At 43.8% G+C, this 15153-nt stretch carries 14 protein-coding genes; 4 read left to right on the plus strand and 10 right to left on the minus strand.

The features are described from left to right. Nucleotides 1–105: 105 nt before the first annotated feature. The 7 genes from MHH60_RS16650 to MHH60_RS16680 form a co-directional block, all read right to left on the minus strand. The gene (locus MHH60_RS16650; protein WP_081389174.1) at nt 106–1515 is read right to left on the minus strand and encodes a HAMP domain-containing sensor histidine kinase; all 1410 of its coding nucleotides are present in this window, start codon (nt 1513–1515) and stop codon (nt 106–108) included. After that, the gene (locus MHH60_RS16655) at nt 1499–2146 is read right to left on the minus strand and encodes a response regulator transcription factor (protein WP_036684906.1); all 648 of its coding nucleotides are present in this window, start codon (nt 2144–2146) and stop codon (nt 1499–1501) included. Before MHH60_RS16655 ends, MHH60_RS16650 begins: the two co-directional genes overlap by 17 nt. An 84-nt stretch (nt 2147–2230) precedes the next feature. Then, nucleotides 2231–3502 carry a glycoside hydrolase family 5 protein gene (locus tag MHH60_RS16660; RefSeq protein WP_076138465.1) on the minus strand — a complete coding sequence of 424 codons (1272 nt, stop codon included), beginning with the start codon at nt 3500–3502 and terminating at the stop codon, nt 2231–2233. Between the two features lie 136 nt (nt 3503–3638). After that, nucleotides 3639–4574 carry a catalase family peroxidase gene (locus tag MHH60_RS16665; RefSeq protein WP_076138466.1) on the minus strand — a complete coding sequence of 312 codons (936 nt, stop codon included), beginning with the start codon at nt 4572–4574 and terminating at the stop codon, nt 3639–3641. A gap of 65 nt (nt 4575–4639) precedes the next feature. Beyond that, a complete protein-coding gene (locus MHH60_RS16670; protein ID WP_111502622.1) occupies nt 4640–5134 on the minus strand; it encodes a hypothetical protein in 495 nt (164 codons plus the stop codon). Then, complete coding sequence (locus tag MHH60_RS16675) at nt 5128–6501, minus strand: Dyp-type peroxidase (protein WP_081389175.1); 1374 nt, start codon at nt 6499–6501, stop codon at nt 5128–5130. Before MHH60_RS16675 ends, MHH60_RS16670 begins: the two co-directional genes overlap by 7 nt. A 240-nt stretch (nt 6502–6741) precedes the next feature. Next, complete coding sequence (locus MHH60_RS16680) at nt 6742–7296, minus strand: hypothetical protein (protein WP_076138467.1); 555 nt, start codon at nt 7294–7296, stop codon at nt 6742–6744. Nucleotides 7297–7480: 184 nt separating this feature from the next. On the opposite strand from MHH60_RS16680, the gene MHH60_RS16685 reads away from it, so the two are divergent. Then, nucleotides 7481–7924 carry a hypothetical protein gene (locus tag MHH60_RS16685; RefSeq protein ID WP_076138468.1) on the plus strand — a complete coding sequence of 148 codons (444 nt, stop codon included), beginning with the start codon at nt 7481–7483 and terminating at the stop codon, nt 7922–7924. Between the two features lie 79 nt (nt 7925–8003). On the opposite strand, the gene gshAB is transcribed toward MHH60_RS16685, so the two are convergent. Genes gshAB through MHH60_RS16700 form a run of 3 tightly spaced genes read right to left on the minus strand, consistent with a single transcriptional unit; the run spans nt 8004 to nt 12075 of the window. After that, nucleotides 8004–10334, minus strand: a complete 2331-nt coding sequence (gene gshAB, locus MHH60_RS16690; protein WP_076138469.1) for a bifunctional glutamate--cysteine ligase GshA/glutathione synthetase GshB — start codon at nt 10332–10334, stop codon at nt 8004–8006. 19 nt (nt 10335–10353) lie between these two features. Continuing rightward, the gene (locus MHH60_RS16695) at nt 10354–11727 is read right to left on the minus strand and encodes an MATE family efflux transporter (protein ID WP_239498765.1); all 1374 of its coding nucleotides are present in this window, start codon (nt 11725–11727) and stop codon (nt 10354–10356) included. Between the two features lie 48 nt (nt 11728–11775). Continuing rightward, the gene (locus tag MHH60_RS16700) at nt 11776–12075 is read right to left on the minus strand and encodes a MerR family transcriptional regulator (RefSeq protein WP_076138470.1); all 300 of its coding nucleotides are present in this window, start codon (nt 12073–12075) and stop codon (nt 11776–11778) included. Between MHH60_RS16700 and MHH60_RS16705 the strand changes: the two genes are divergently transcribed. The 3 genes from MHH60_RS16705 (at nt 12063) to MHH60_RS16715 (ending at nt 14887) form a co-directional block, all read left to right on the plus strand. Further along, the gene (locus MHH60_RS16705; protein ID WP_076138471.1) at nt 12063–12371 is read left to right on the plus strand and encodes a hypothetical protein; all 309 of its coding nucleotides are present in this window, start codon (nt 12063–12065) and stop codon (nt 12369–12371) included. The two genes, MHH60_RS16700 and MHH60_RS16705, sit on opposite strands and share 13 nt — an antisense overlap. Before the next feature lie 260 nt (nt 12372–12631). Next, nucleotides 12632–13543, plus strand: coding sequence for an ArsR/SmtB family transcription factor (locus MHH60_RS16710; protein ID WP_036684895.1), 912 nt, complete (start codon nt 12632–12634; stop codon nt 13541–13543). 69 nt (nt 13544–13612) lie between these two features. Next, on the plus strand, nt 13613–14887 hold the full coding sequence (locus tag MHH60_RS16715; RefSeq protein ID WP_076138472.1) for an MFS transporter: 1275 nt from the start codon (nt 13613–13615) through the stop codon (nt 14885–14887). Nucleotides 14888–15153: the final 266 nt, after the last annotated feature.

A 15153-nucleotide genomic window follows, 5' to 3' on the forward strand; every position in this document is an offset into this window, starting at 1 on the left:
CAGATGTTTTTGATTTTACCGCTATCAGCGGATAACATCCGGAGACAGCTTATGCTTCCGATGCGAGCTTTCCTTCGGAAAGCTTTCAGGCGAACGCTAACGCTCCTACAGTTCCAAAGTTCCCTCCTTAACTTCAAACCAAATACTAAAACTAATATACGAGTCCTCTAATCTGGACTCGTATTTCAGATCATTTTTGCCAAGAATCTCCGCGACGATGGACAGGCCAAGTCCAGTACCGGAGATTTCTTTATTTCGAGACTCTTCAATTACATAGAATGGGTCCCAGATATACGCTAAATGCTCCGTTTTCAGGCGAGTGGTTTTATTGGAGATCGTGAATTTTAATGTACGCGTAGTGTCACTCCGTAGTTTTATTTCAAAAAAATTCTCTTCACCATATTTAATGGCATTACTAATTAAGTTGTTGAATACTATCTCGATTTGGCTGATATCTTCTTCAACGACAGAGGATTCAAGCGAATGAAAGTCGGTCATTAAGGTTATGTTTTTATTTTTTAACGTAATATTATATTGTGAGATCACTTTTAGCAGAAGCTCTTTAAGATCAAAAGGCTCTTTATGCACTTCTGACTTCTGGATCTTGGACAATTTAATTAAATAATCCACCATATCCGACGTATACTTCACTTGCTCCAAAATGATATCCGTATACATGCCATCATCCAGACCGTCCTGAATGCCAATCGTATATGCTTGGATTAAGGATAATGGTGTTTTCACTTCATGTGAAATGCTTGAGATAAGGGTATTTAAACTTTGATTTTTCTCCTCCAATTTGGCATGAGTGCTCTTTAGACGCTGACTCATCTGATTGATGCTTTTCGAGAGCTCTTCGATTTCATCCCCCGTTTGAATCGTCACTTGTTTAAAATCGAGATTGGATATATCCTTTGCGACATCCTGCAATTGTTCTAACGGTGTAATGATCTTTTTTGAAAAATAAGCCACTAACAGCAAACTGATAATAATCCCCAGTAGAATGGAGTAAAAGCTGAATTGATTTACGAGGGTCAAGGCATCTGTATTGTGCACAACCACAGTTCCTATGAGGATTAGGCTGCTATCCTGCTCGTATATTTTCGTTAACAGACTCGATTTCAATTTGCCCTGATTAAATAAAAGATTAACCGCGTTGCCTTGTTTTACTTTTTGTAATACCTCATCTGTGATCCAAAATTTATTAAGTGCCACCTTATCTTTAAACAACGCAAATTGAATATTTTCGTTAATTTCTGCTGTACTTCCACTGTTTTCAACCCTAACAATCGTTACGTTATTATTGTTCTCGATCCTGCTTTCATTCTCCATGAGTTGATCCAAACGGAGATCCTTTACTTCGTCATAAATGCTGTTGATCTTGGTTTTCATTTTGTATAGGTAATAATCTGCTGAGAAATAGTTATGCAGGAAATAAGACGTACCAAAAACAATCAGCAAAATAATGCTCACCATGATCAATAACTTCGTACTTATTTTATGAATTTTTATCATGGAAGCTGTACCCCATTCCCCTATGCGTGATCACGTGGTCGGCCCCAATCTTATCGCGCAGCCTCTTAATATGCGTATCTACCGTTCTTTCTTCGCCCAGATAATCCATTCCCCAAACCGCAGACAATAAGGCATCTCTGGATAAAATGCGTCCTTTATGCTCGTACAGGAAGGTTAGCAATTCAAATTCTTTTTTATATAACGCCAGTTCGGCCCCATTCTTGTACACTTTCTTCCGCTCAAAATCGATTTCTAAATCCCTAATCGCAGCCACTTTTTCAGTGCCTAGCATTTTTTTAATTCTAAGCATCAAAATCCTTGGGTCGAATGGTTTTCTTATATATTCATCTGCCCCTATATCCAAGGCACTGAATTCATCATCATGGGAAGACCTTGCGGTCAGCATTACAACTTTAGCCAAACTAACCTTCTTGATTTCATTACAAACCTCAAGCCCGCTTCGCTTAGGCATCATCCAATCCAGCACCACAAGATCAATCCTATTGGAAAAAAAGAGCTCTAGCGCTTCCTCACCATCCGCTGCTGTCCAAACGTTATAGCCTTCTTTTTCAAAATAAGTCTTCAATATAGTGGTCATGTGTTTCTCATCATCCGCAATTAAAATATTCAAAGTAGATTCTCCTTCCTATAGTTATCAGAAGAAAAAGGCGAAATCCTTTACAGGTTTCACCTTTTCATATATTTTCATGCTACGTTATTGCAACTTCTCTAGCCCCTTCGTCAGTACGTTCCATATCGGGTTATCGACTGTCTTTCGATCAGGCTGTTCACCCTTCTCTATCGCTTCCCAATACTCCCAGGTTGGAGACTCAGTGCCAAGTTCATAATCCATGCCATCCCAAGTATCCTCCCGGAACGCATAAAACGCCCAGTGCCAGCCGTAATCAGCAAAAATCGAGATTAAATCAGCCAAGTATTGATCTGCACCTTTTACAAGCCGGTTCGTGCCAAATTCTTCAGCGACAATACGATTAGCAGGGATGTTATTCTTTTCTGCCCACTGTGCGATAGGTTCTAGAAAATCCTTTAAAGCTTTCTTATTAAATGCTTTTTTTGTCTTCTCCTCACCTACTTTAACCGTTCCAGGATATTCATAGGTTAAGCCTTTCTTCTTATTTTGGCTGGTAAGTTCGTAGGGTTCATACATATGAAAAGCATATAATACATTTGCATCATCGATGGGTTTCAAATATTTAAAGGCCCATGGTGTAGCATACAGACCAGAATTGACGATAATAGGGGTTTCCGTATCTACGGTTCGAATCGCTGTCACAATAGTCTCATATAAAAGATTCAAATCCGCCGGAGTATTCTCCACTGAGCTATACCACTCGTTGTAATCCTCTGTCCAGAAATCGTTAAATCCAGTTGCTTGTTCAGGATGTGGCTCATTAATCAGATTATAGCCGACCACCGCAGGATGATCTTTTAATCTTTCCGCAAGATCCTTCCAAAACGTTGCCGCTTGTTCATGATAGCTGAAATCCTTCCAGATTCGATCATCATTTGTATAATTATTAAACTGCCGCCACCGATCGCCGGGCAGACTAAGGACTGTCAGCACTACTTTTGAACCCCGTGCCTCGGCTGCATCCAAGTCTGCTTTTAACGCTGTAAAATCGTCCTCAACAAGCCCCTCGTATTTATCTGCATTCCCTATTAAAAAGTCTTTATCTGGATTAGCATCCGGTTGATCGTTAAACAGGAAATCACTATCTTTTGCCCATTTATCTGGCGCAAGTCGAATGAACTCTATATTATTTTCTTTCGCCGCATCATAATTTTCGGGTATAGATTTGGAATTCATGAAATTTGTTCCTTTTCGCTGTTGATCCCAGAAAGCGATCTTCTCATTGACCTCTTTCTTTACCTCCTTCTCCGGTTCAAGATTTGCTTGTGGTGTTGCTGCACTGCACCCTACGACTGCCAACAAAATCAATACGATAAATCCTTTAAACTTCTTCATTCTCTCACCTCGTAACCTATCGTAGCCAATCTCTGTTACAAGAGTGTCACAAGGCATACCTAAAAAGACTGCCCTAAGGATGTCGGCAGACATTCTAGGACAGCCCGATCATATTCATAGAATATAAAATAAATGCTTACTGATTATTACTTCGACGGGAATGTGACTCCGCATAGGCATCATGACGGAAGTTCAGAATAGGATCTTCTGAGCATTCAATGCCGGCAGGTACAACCGTCGGATCAAAGACGTACTCTTGAGCCTTCTCGTCTGCCACGCCGGTGATCGACAAATGGCCGACGACAATCCGTTCCCGGTCTTCGGGCCAAGCAGACGTCGGGTCATCCGTAGGATCTCCCTCCTGTCCGAGGATTACTGTCAATTCAAACGCCACAGGACCTTTGGACAGTCTCTCGATTAGTTCATCCTCCAAATAATCGGGAGATCGATTCTCCACCTCTTCCTTGGTCAGAAAGTGCAGACCCGCTTCCGGTTCCCACTCATATTTAATAGCCCGCCGCTCGCCAGCAGCATTGGTGAAGTAATAGGAATGAATGGAATGATAACGGTTGGTTGCAAAACTGAGTGGCGGTTGCAGCATTTTCACGGCTTGAAGCCCAGCCCGGCTTTCCGAATACTTCTCCATGACCGCTTTAAATTTGTCTGCAATGGTCGCTCCCTCAAACGAATTTTCTTTAATTGTACGCAAGATATTAATAAAGGATTGCGGTGTTTTGGCAAAAAAGATCGGCAATGTAATTGTCACCAAACTTGTCACGCCCCCATCAGGCAATTCAAACTGAACCGCCATTCCTTTTGCAGGCGAAAAAACATCAGGGATGGATGGATTAGTCGAGCTATTGGAGAAGCGTACGAGAGCTTGCACCTCATGATTTTGCAAATATGCCGCTGTTGTCAAAGGGCCCGCTTGGCCGTTAGGGGTGAACACCGCCTGGTAGACAACACCTTTGGCGTGCGCGCGTCGATAACCCGGATATTTGCCTGCTACCTCCTCAATGGAGTTTACCGCTTCTTCTGCGAGTTCAGACGACACTGATTTATTATTGTTCACTTTCGTTCACCTCTTTGTAATTTATCAGGAAGGAAAAGGGGACAAGGCCCCCTTTTTCTAGTTATTTAGCTTTGTGATGCGTCAAGCAGGTCGTTCCAGGCCTTCGTAATTCGTTGTCCGCGCCAAATATCTCTGACCGTGGCATCGGGATAAGCACTGTACCAGCCGGATGCAGTGATCTGATGGTTGGCGATGAAATCTTTCGCTTCCGAAGATTCAATTCCCGGAAAATCCTTCACTTCATTAAACATGTTATTCAACAACTCTGGAATTTCAGTTCCAAAATCATCGATATAACTATCCCAGTCGCCATCATAAGCCGTCGCGAACAACAGCCGGGTGTCGTTATCAAAGATTACGAAGCGCATGTCGTGAACGGTCGCGATCTTCGCCATCGTTTCGGCTTGTCTTGATGCGCTTTTTTTCAGCTTCTCACGGAGACGATCCGCCCCACCTTCTTTAAGCGGCGCAATGATGGTAAGCTCAGATATTTCACCTTCCCGCAGGCCGGCACGTCCAGCGCTTGTAATCGGATTAGTCTGATCTTGTCCTTCTAACATGTTAATTCCTCCTTAGATATATGTTGATCCAACTCTGCCATCCACCGTAATGCAGTCATGCTGGGAACAAAGAAATACTCCCCGCCTTTGGTGATTGAAAAACTTGGAATTTCTTTCATCCGGTGGCGAATAGGTTTGTCCGGAATGGTAAACATCCCTTCCCCCTCATTCTTACCGGTAATAGGGTCTTTCTCGGTTGACATGCCCGCGAAATTGCCTCCATTTAACCAATCGGTCTTGATAAACTCGAATTGGCGGGACAATGAGCTGCATATACCTGCAAAAATAAGGCCTCTATCCTGACCATCATCCTCCATTACACCTTTTGGCAGTATAGGGCCGTACATCGTTGACCGCCGGAGCAACCGGTGGATGTTCACATTAACAACCGAATCCTGCAAGCTGTCACGGGGATATGCACGACGGATATGCGAGCTTACCGGACATTTCAACCCTTTATGATCATCCCCATACGTAAATGCGTTCCGTCGGCTGACATCTTCGCCCAGTGCCGGATCATCTGCTTCAGGAGCCAGACTTAAAGGGGCTCCGCTCGGCCATCTTCCTACCATTTTAGCGGCCAAAAGTTCTTCCTCTTCCCGATTGTCCGCATGCTCCCGCAAATAACGACGGAAAGCCGCGACCCTCATATGCAATTTACGGAAACTGAGGTAACTTCCATTGTGGCCAAGTTCTGCCGGCTGTGGTCCCTGTGTTATAGTGCCGGATTCATTTAAATGCCCGAACAGGAATTCACCGGCTTTAATCTCCGCTTCCTGCCCCACCGCATTGGGTATATGGTTTCCTTCGATTCTCGGATTGCTGATTCCATCCATGAAGCCCAGATGAGTACGTCCGTCAGGATTCATTCCGACATCCAACTGGTAAACTACGGATACACCATTCAGTTCGGAGTGGATTCGATGGGCTGCTTCTTCTGCTTGAAGCAGCGCTTCTTTGGTGGGCGCGAACAGAGCAAGCGCCACATCGACTTTCTCAGTACCCAGCGGGTCTTCCCAGTGCTCCGGGCTGCTTTCGTTTACATCCCCTAGCCTAGCGGCCCGGGCAGCCATTCCCTCCCGGAACTCCAGGTCAAAGCTGTTGAGCGACTCCTGAGGAATCCCCAGCTTCTGGAGTCCTTGATAAGTAAAACCAACGTTGACCCAAGCACCTTCGTGAGGATTACTCCACTGTCCGGCCGACGTCACTTCGTCGAGAAGCCGCTTCAGCATCACTTTCCCGTCCTGTTGATGATCGATAGATAGCAATACATAGGTCCCTACGTAAGGGGTAGGGCGTTCTTGTAAGACGATTCCTTGAATGTCATCATAATTCAGTTCTTCCGTTTCTGTACCTATGACGTTCACTCCTCCCTCGTCTTAAAGTTGTCTTCATAATATTAAAAACGGGTATTCTCTCATCCGTCTCTCGATCTAATTAAACTTAGCTCTAAATGGTTAATCAGGTTAACAGTCCTCCCCAACTAGACAATAACGGTACATTGTCTAAAAAATAGACACATCGTTAGATTTGTCTAAAATCGAGACAAAAAAAGAGATATTCCAAAACCGGACCGGCTTTAGAACATCTCTTATCTTCGACTAACCTCACAAATCATATTCATAGTTATCAAACTTGCCATCTGAGGCGAAGACATATTCGCAGATATTCTCACCCCATCTAGCTATAACACTAAAGACGCGACCCGAAGTGGGAATATCACTGGTGGATGCTGGAGGGTTCACAAATTCATATTTCCCTTCCACGAGTGTTACAGGAACTTCTACAATTGGAAGCTGCGATTCATCAAAGCTCTCAGTTAGATAAGCCATCTTTACTGTGACATCACTCGGTGCGTAATCTCCAAAGTCGACCTGCATTTTCTCCCCTGGTTTCAAGCGGCGCAGACCCGTTAGAAGCGTAGGTTCACTATGCCAAGCCGCATAGTAAAAGGAAGCCCGATCATAGTCCGCTCCATTCCAGCTCGTCTTTAGAATGACATAGTTCTCTATAGCATCTGTACTATTCTCATGTGTAATGATAAGGGGCGACGGTTCAGCAGGGCTTTTGAAAGAGCTCTCGGATTTACTCATTATTCCTCCGCGTTCCCCAAGCACCACCGCACCAATGATAACTACTGCCAACAGCATCAATGAAATCAATAATATCCTTTTAGACTTATTCCTATGTTTGATAATAGCTCCCGCCTTTCCTTAAACTTCTAACCCTTCTTTCATTTAACACTTGATCATCAAGCCATGCAAGTAGGTAGCTGATGAATTATATAGCAAATCCAAGAGTTAGCTCTCCTTCTATCATATTCTATTTCTAGGAGGTGAATATAATATGACCATTCAGTTTGTAGATTTAAGACTATCCAACCAAGCAGCTTCGGATGCTACACCAGCAGTTATTCCACTAGCAGCGACTCCACTTGTTTTTGGGGATATTGGTATTCAGACCGCAGGCGTGTTGGCTGAGAATCAAGGCAATGTCCGCGTACTTTTGACCGGATTTCTAAAAGTAGAAAACAATCCTCTTTTCAATACCAATACCGTTAATGTTCGCAGAAACGGAACGATCATTTTCACCACGACATTTGGGGTTGCGATCAGCAGAGAAAATGAAGCTTTCGGTTTTACAGCAGTAGATATTCCACCACCAGCGGCTGTCGCAACAGGTCAAATTCAGTACACAGCAGAGATCTTCACAAATGCAGCTGCAACAGATCCCTTTAATAATGTCCAAGCCAGAAACTTTAGTGGCGTTGCGGCTGCGGGTAACTCCTAACATGAACAAATAGTGGGTGGGAAGCAATTTACCCCTTTATAAACAGAAGCTCAACCAAAGGTACTGGTTGAGCTTCTGTTTATTCCCCAAATAATAGATCCAGAATCCGTTCATCCGCCTTTCGGTTCTTCCCTTTATAAGGATAACAATGAATATGAATCGCTGGATTAAAGTTAATCTCAATAACGCTATAGTTGGTAGCATTGGCTTCTTCCTTGATGTCATCAATCATCATATCCACTCCACAAAAAGTGGCGCCCGCAGCTTTAGCCGCTTGAATCGCCAGAGCCTTATAACTATCTGGGATCTCATCCGTAAAATCCAGACTGTCGCCACCCGTGCTAATATTAGAGTTCTCCCGAAGATAGATGACTTCGTTTAATGGAGGAATGTCACTCCAAGCCTGAGCGTGGTTGTTCAAGAACATTGCTTCTGCTTCACCAATCTGAATTTTCTCAAGTGGTGTCTTGTACCCGCGGCCTCTTAAAGGATCCTTATTCTTCTCGTGCACCAGTTGTTCAATCGTATGTACCCCATCCCCAATCACATTTGCAGGAACCCGGTGCAATACTCCGACTACTTCATCATCCATGACAAGAAAACGATATTCTTTACCCGTCATGAACTCCTCTAGTAGCACAGTTCGATCAAACTCGAAGGCGATTTCGAAAGCTTTTTGATAATCTTCTTTAGAGAAATCGTCTGTAAAAATAGTAATGCCGAGTCCAAAATTGGTTGATTTGGGCTTAATCACAATAGCTTTGTTACGGTAAGTGCCATGTGCATTCATTGCCTCTTCCAGATTACGAAAAGCTTCTCCTGCGGGAACACGAATGCCTTGCTGTTTAAGAACTTCTTTCGTAACGATCTTATTCTCCATGATTAATACCGTACTATAAGAATCAAGGGAGGTCTTCGTAGCTTGCTTAATATATTCTTTATGATCACCTTGCGTAAGAACTACAAAGTTCTCTTCCCGATCGATCAATTGAAACTTAATGCCACGTTTAACCGCTGCCTTCAAAAGAAGCTGTGTAGATAGCTCCAGATCCTCATATCCCACAAAACGGTATCCATTCGCAAGACTTTCCTTAGCATATTGTTTAGCTTTATTCAGATGGTATTGTACAAAAGAGGATTGCTTAACTTCCGACTTCACAATAGCTGCAAAGCTCCGGTCTGGCTCTACAATTTTATTCTTAGCTCCATGCAAAACGTTCAAAAACAGTTCATTCTCCGGGTTCAACAGTTGGATCATATCCTGCATCTCATGAATACAAGTTAATGCCTGCTGCTCCATCGTTGTACATGAATCCCCGTAATCATGCAAACATCCCTTTATTCCTTCCATGATTAGTTGATCATGATTAAGATTCGCCAGCTTCTGATCCTCTACTCCGAACGGTTCGTCCTCCTTCAGCAGCATATACAGGATAAAAAGATGAATGAAAATCATCGTTTCTTTGCCGATTCCTATTTTGTAGAGTGGATTCAAATCAATAAACCGAAGCTCCAAATAAGCTATCCCATCTTGCATCAGTTCCTCTAAAGGATGTTTGCCTCTTGCTGTCTTCACTCTAACCGGACTATAAAACTCTTTTACACTTAATAATTCTTCCGATTCGATCAAAGCTTGTAAATCATGAACATAATCCTTTAACGAAGCAAAAGATACATAAAGAGGTTTTTCGTTTCGATACCCGCATTCGCTATTCCGCAGTGAATTCATATTCTGATAATAAAAGCTTTTGTCGTCATCTGATTCCCCGCGAGCTACACATTGTTCCATATATGTCTTATCAAAAACAGGGCTGGCGCCTGTTAAATAGATGAGAAGCCAACGGTACCGCAATAGGTTGCGGGCTATTTTTAAGTAAGTAGCGTCTTTGAATTCTTTAAAGCTCACCTGCGGATCTGCGATGTCATGAAGCTGTCGAAGAAATTGTTCATCAAAAGAGAAATTGTAATGGATTCCGCTCAGCAATTGCCTTTTGCGACCGTATTTGTCTGCTAGCTGATGTCTGTATTCATCCTCAATTGGATTACCCATCTTGGCAATGGGGATGTCCTGATCATTCGGTAACCTCGGAGGATTACTACTTGGCCACAGATATTCTTCCTTGAGCTCAAGCGACACAATATCCTGCAACGCCTCCAGAAAGTTATAAGTCTCATCAATAGAATCAAAAGAGGGGGTGACCATTTCAATTTGACTCTCTGAGAAGTCGGTTTGAATATACGGGTTCTCCATTTTGTTGCCAAAAGCTTTAGGGTGTGGTGTCAGCGCCAGTCTTCCCTCTGGATCCACTCTGACATTTTCTTTTTCCAGTCCAAATTCGCCGTGAAAAAGCTCCTTATTCAAATGGTTATCCCTTAGAAGCTGTATGAGTTTACGATTTAATAAAGCCATTTCAACGATCATCCTTTGCTTAGTAGTTTATCTGCTGTTTGTTCATTTTGAATAAAGATCTTCTAAACCAGAACACAAGAATAACCCCTTTAAACACACTGCTTAGAGCAATCGACATCCACACCCCATTCAGGCCAAAAGGTTCGGATAAAATCAAGGCTAGTGGAATTCGTAGTGCAGTAAATGTAATACTGAAAATCGGCGGGATATGAGTTTGGCCAATGCCGTTAAAAGCACCTACTGTCATCAATTCCATACACATAAATAATTGTGAGTAGCCAATGATGCGCATATAATCAGTGCCTAATTCCAGGCTTGTCTGATCTGATAAAAACAAGGAAAATAGCTGCTGCGGGAACGCAATAAATATAAGCGATATGATCACGCCAAAGATGGAGGTTAAGATCAAAGCCTTACGATATCCCTGCCCTATACGGTCCAATCGGCGTGCTCCATAATTTTGTCCAAAAAAGGCAGCAATAGCTCCCTGTAGTCCTCCAATAGTCATATAAGAAATAGATTCAATTTGAATCCCTACTTTTTGCACCGCAATCGCATCCGCCCCAAAACGTACTATGATCTTAGCAATGACGATCGATATGAGCGTAAAGGTGACCCGTTGGATTGTGATCGGAAGTCCCATACGGATTACTTCTTTCATTTGACGACTGTCCCATGCTGATGTGTTCGAAATGATTTCTGACTTTCTTGTCTTTATGATAAAAAGAGCCGTAACTAAGATGTTCGCTGTCAATGTTGCCGTGGCTGCCCCCGCTACTCCCCAACCTTCAAAACTGCCCCAGCCAAAAATTAAAAATGGATCAAGGACGATATTAACCATAAGACCAACGGAGAAGATCTGAAACGGTTGTTTACTATTTCCCATCGAGTTTAAGAGTGTGGCAAACAAAGTATTTACGATGGAAAATACCGTCCCGAAGATCGAAATCATTAAAAATTGTCGTGCCATCCGTTCAACTTCATCACTTCCAAGATCAAAAAAACCAACCAACTGATTGTTGGTCAACAGAACTAAACTCATATAGAGAAGTCCTAATAAAATAGACATCATAAACCCGTTTTTCATATAAGATTTAGCCTTCTCTATCTGGCCAGATCCCATACAAAACGCAACCTTAATCCCTGTACCGATCGTAATCATAGTCGACAATGCAATCGCTAGATTAATGAAAAAACTCGCCGTGCCAATCGCGGCAACAGGACCACTTCCTAATCTTCCAACCCAAATCATATCGACGAGGCCATAGGTTGTGGAAATGAAATTCGTCGCAATAATGGGAAGCGTTAATTTCATTAAGGTAGGCATAATAGGACCCTGAGTCAAATCATTCATGCCCTGCAATTCCTTCAAATCTAATAACACCTTCTTCATCTGATTTTCAGATTTATTATATAACCAAACACTTATATAATCAATTGATTATATTTGAGCAATCTGTTGGACCAGCGCTTCAAGCATCCGTATCCGATTAAGGAGTTCCAATTCTTCTTGTCTCAATCCGTCCAGCTGAAGATTCAGAGATTCGCCTACTTCCTTAATCAACTCTGCATGGGCACACCCATAACTCCTTTTCAATTTAAAAATAGACTGGATATCCCTTAGCTTCACTCCATAACTTTTCAACTCTTGAATGGCAAAATAATCTGCCAGATGCTGCTCTGTATATATCCGTTTACCATCTGGTCCCTTGGAGGGTGGTGCATTAAATGATAGGCTCAAGTCTTATAATCTTATATGGAATGGTTAGTGTGCTTGGGGCAGTGGGGATTCTAATTAAGGGCTCCGCTAAATCTGCTGTGGGTTATATTTATTTGTTTTTGCTATCTCATATTACGTTAGTCGTCATCACCCTTTATGCCTTATGTAAACCGCTTAACTTCATTTGGTTTATTATCGGTTTTCTCAACTGTCTTATCTCCCGCTGGCTCAACGGTAAGTTTGTCTTCGGTACGAATAACTGGCTTCATTACTTTATTGTTGTGCTGGTCTTTGCTGTGGGCTACTTCTTAACCTAGTCTCTTCATTATGAGCCTGGAGACAGAAGGTGGAACTCCTAAAAAGTATATAAATTGTGTAGACATCAAAAGACAGTTCCTAATGCACAAAATGTGCCTACCGGAACTGTCTTTTTATCGTAATTAAAATTTCTTTTGTTTTTCAGTCGAATGGCTATTGAAAACGGATTTTAGTTCGTTTACAATAAAACTAATAATAAGTTCTATAATTATAGAACAAATAAATGTTTCAGCAACTTACTCAAAGAATGGAGAAGCTCATGGAATATAAAGTAGAAGTCGATTTTGCCCCCATGTATGAATGTGTGAACAGTATGACTGCTTTTCTAAGCAAGCAGAACCATACTGCTATGGATTCCGGTAAGCTCTGGGTACGTGAAGTCCAAGCAAGATTTGCCCCGATGTTGCTTCGTAAAATGCAAGAGGTCGTTAAAAAACTTGATGATTTCAGTTTGGCTCCCTACATTTGGTCTTCACCGGGCGAGCGTTCTGTAGACGGCTTTTTGAATTGGTTCGATGGTTTATCTTCGGGTGAACTGTATGAAATATCTGGACGTTTCGGCCAATCGGTTCCCTCTAATCTTTCTGAGCTAAGGGACACTGCCTCTGACATCCTGCGCGAATGGAACGCGGGTTACTTCAATGGAATCGACCCTAATATCCTCAAAGGGCTTGAACAGGAAGCCGAGTCAAGACGAACGACACTGAATGGGAACAATGATATGGAAGTCTTTGAAGCAGCAACCGACGGAATGCGCCTCTATCCAACCGAACGTCTGAAGCAGGTCATTATCATTCCGCAATATCATGCCCGCCCACTGGTCACCACCTCTATGTTTGATGAATTCGTTTTCACTAGCTACTCTTGTGATGTTCTCCCTCCGGAAGCTGGCCGGCCTGCTCCAGCACTACTTCGACTTACCCGGGCACTCTCGGATGAGACGCGGCTGTATATCCTTCGTTTGCTTACAGGCAAGCAGTTGAATTTCACGGAAATCGTGCGGGAAGTCGGACTTTCTAAAAGTACAATCCACTACCATCTGATTGCGTTGCGCGCAGCAGGGCTGGTCATTGTCCATACCAACGTTAAAAGCACATCGTACAGCCTGCGATTGGAAGCCTTAAATGGGCTACCACAGCAGATTGGGTCGTATCTAGAGAGTCAAGCATAAACGCCTTAAGCGTCCTTATAAGGACGGTAAGCGTATATGCGAGAAATATAAGAAAGGAGTGAACAGGCTATGATAAAACGCAGCTATTATGGTTTACTCTCAACCATAACTTTAAGTGCTTTTGGGGATGCTTTTGGCTTGTTGGCTATGGAATGGCTCGTCTATGAATTGACGGGTTCCAAGCTAGCGATGGGAGCACTCGCGCTCAGCTCCGGCATACCTGAGCTGCTGCTGCGCTTGCTGGGCTCGCCGCTGTCCGACCGGCTCCACCGGGTACGCTTTATGGCCTGCTTGGCAGCCATTCGCCTGTTAGCTATAGCACTGCCGCTAGGCATGGGTCTGGCTGGCCAACTGCAGCTGTGGCATCTGTTTGTCGCCGCTGGTCTCAGCGGGGCCTGCGCCGCTCTGTTCATGCCAACAGCCATGGCTGTTATTCCCGGCGTTGCCGATAGCCGGAAGCTGGTGCGGGCTTTTGCTATCATCGATGGCAGCAAAAGTGCAGCAGTCTTGCTAGGCCCCGCCCTGGCTGGGGCGTTGACCGCTGCCAGTGGAGCACTGCCAGCCCTTAGCATCAACATGTTATGTTATGTTGCGGCCATCATTACCTTGCTGTGCCTGCAGAAGCTACCCAAGCCCTCTCCAGCTCCAGGCCGTTTCTCCATTACCGTCTATGTTCGCGAAATTGCTGAGGGTTTTACCTTCTATAAACAATTCCCCGCCATGCTTACGATAATGATGATGGCCTCTATTAGTAATCTAAGCTCAATTGCCGTCTGGACCATGATGGTTCCTTTTGTACGCGAAGTGCTCCACCGTGATGCGGCGACGATGGGCACACTTAGTACAGTTTTCGCACTTGGAACCTTAGTCGGGCTAAGCATCATTTCCATGATAGGGGAAATTAAAAAGAGGCGGCTTGTCATGCTCGGCAGTCTGGGGACCATCGGTTTAGTAACAACATTATGGGGGTTATTTCCTAGTTTTTCTTTTGCTCTCGCCGCCGTATTCGCCACCGGAACGATAGCTCCCTTCTTCGGCTCCTTAAGCTCTTCACTCCATGGACGTCTGGTTCCGGGTAATCTGCAAGGAAGAGTCAACTCCATCCGTTTTTTAATCGGTGGCGGCTTGCAGCCTTTTGGTGCTTTTGCCGGCGCCGCGATTGCTGAACTCTATGGCGTGCCTGCGCTTTTTGTCATCGCCGGATTGCTTCCACTGCTCTGTGCCATCGCTGCCTTGCTGCTCCCCGGACTCAAAACACTGGACGGCGACCTCTCCATACTTGAAGCCACTCATAAGCCGCCCGATGCTGGGGTTCCCCCGCACAAAGTTGTTGCTGAACGTTAAGTGAATCAAAAAAACAGGCGATACCAGATACCGGAACATCGCCTGTTTTTATAAGTTTTCACCTAGGAGCATCGCTACTAGGTATATTCTCTTTTCAGTGGCTTGTCACAGTGGCTTGATTCGTAGCCACTAGTTCCCCTCCCCCTTCCACTAAAAACCGAAGCGGAAGGCGCTGAGCCTTTAGTTTGTGTTTGTGTTTGTGTGTTTTGGAATTCGCGCTGATAGCAGCGGAGAGAACGGACTGATTGTGGAAAAGCGGAGCGTCC

This window comes from Paenibacillus sp. FSL H7-0716 (genome assembly GCF_038002705.1).
GTDB classification, from domain to species: Bacteria; Bacillota; Bacilli; order Paenibacillales; family Paenibacillaceae; genus Paenibacillus_AQ; species Paenibacillus_AQ odorifer.

What these genes read in the sequence shown, in the direction of transcription:
- MHH60_RS16695 (WP_239498765.1), bottom strand. Translation starts at nt 11,727, where the DNA reads ATGAAGAAGGTGTTATTAGATTTGAAGGAATTGCAGGGCATGAATGAT.
- gshAB (WP_076138469.1), bottom strand. Translation starts at nt 10,334, where the DNA reads ATGGCTTTATTAAATCGTAAACTCATACAGCTTCTAAGGGATAACCAT.
- MHH60_RS16710 (WP_036684895.1), top strand. Translation starts at nt 12,632, where the DNA reads ATGGAATATAAAGTAGAAGTCGATTTTGCCCCCATGTATGAATGTGTG.
- MHH60_RS16685 (WP_076138468.1), top strand. Translation starts at nt 7,481, where the DNA reads ATGACCATTCAGTTTGTAGATTTAAGACTATCCAACCAAGCAGCTTCG.
- MHH60_RS16670 (WP_111502622.1), bottom strand. Translation starts at nt 5,134, where the DNA reads ATGTTAGAAGGACAAGATCAGACTAATCCGATTACAAGCGCTGGACGT.
- MHH60_RS16705 (WP_076138471.1), top strand. Translation starts at nt 12,063, where the DNA reads ATGATAGGCTCAAGTCTTATAATCTTATATGGAATGGTTAGTGTGCTT.
- MHH60_RS16715 (WP_076138472.1), top strand. Translation starts at nt 13,613, where the DNA reads ATGATAAAACGCAGCTATTATGGTTTACTCTCAACCATAACTTTAAGT.
- MHH60_RS16660 (WP_076138465.1), bottom strand. Translation starts at nt 3,502, where the DNA reads ATGAAGAAGTTTAAAGGATTTATCGTATTGATTTTGTTGGCAGTCGTA.
- MHH60_RS16650 (WP_081389174.1), bottom strand. Translation starts at nt 1,515, where the DNA reads ATGATAAAAATTCATAAAATAAGTACGAAGTTATTGATCATGGTGAGC.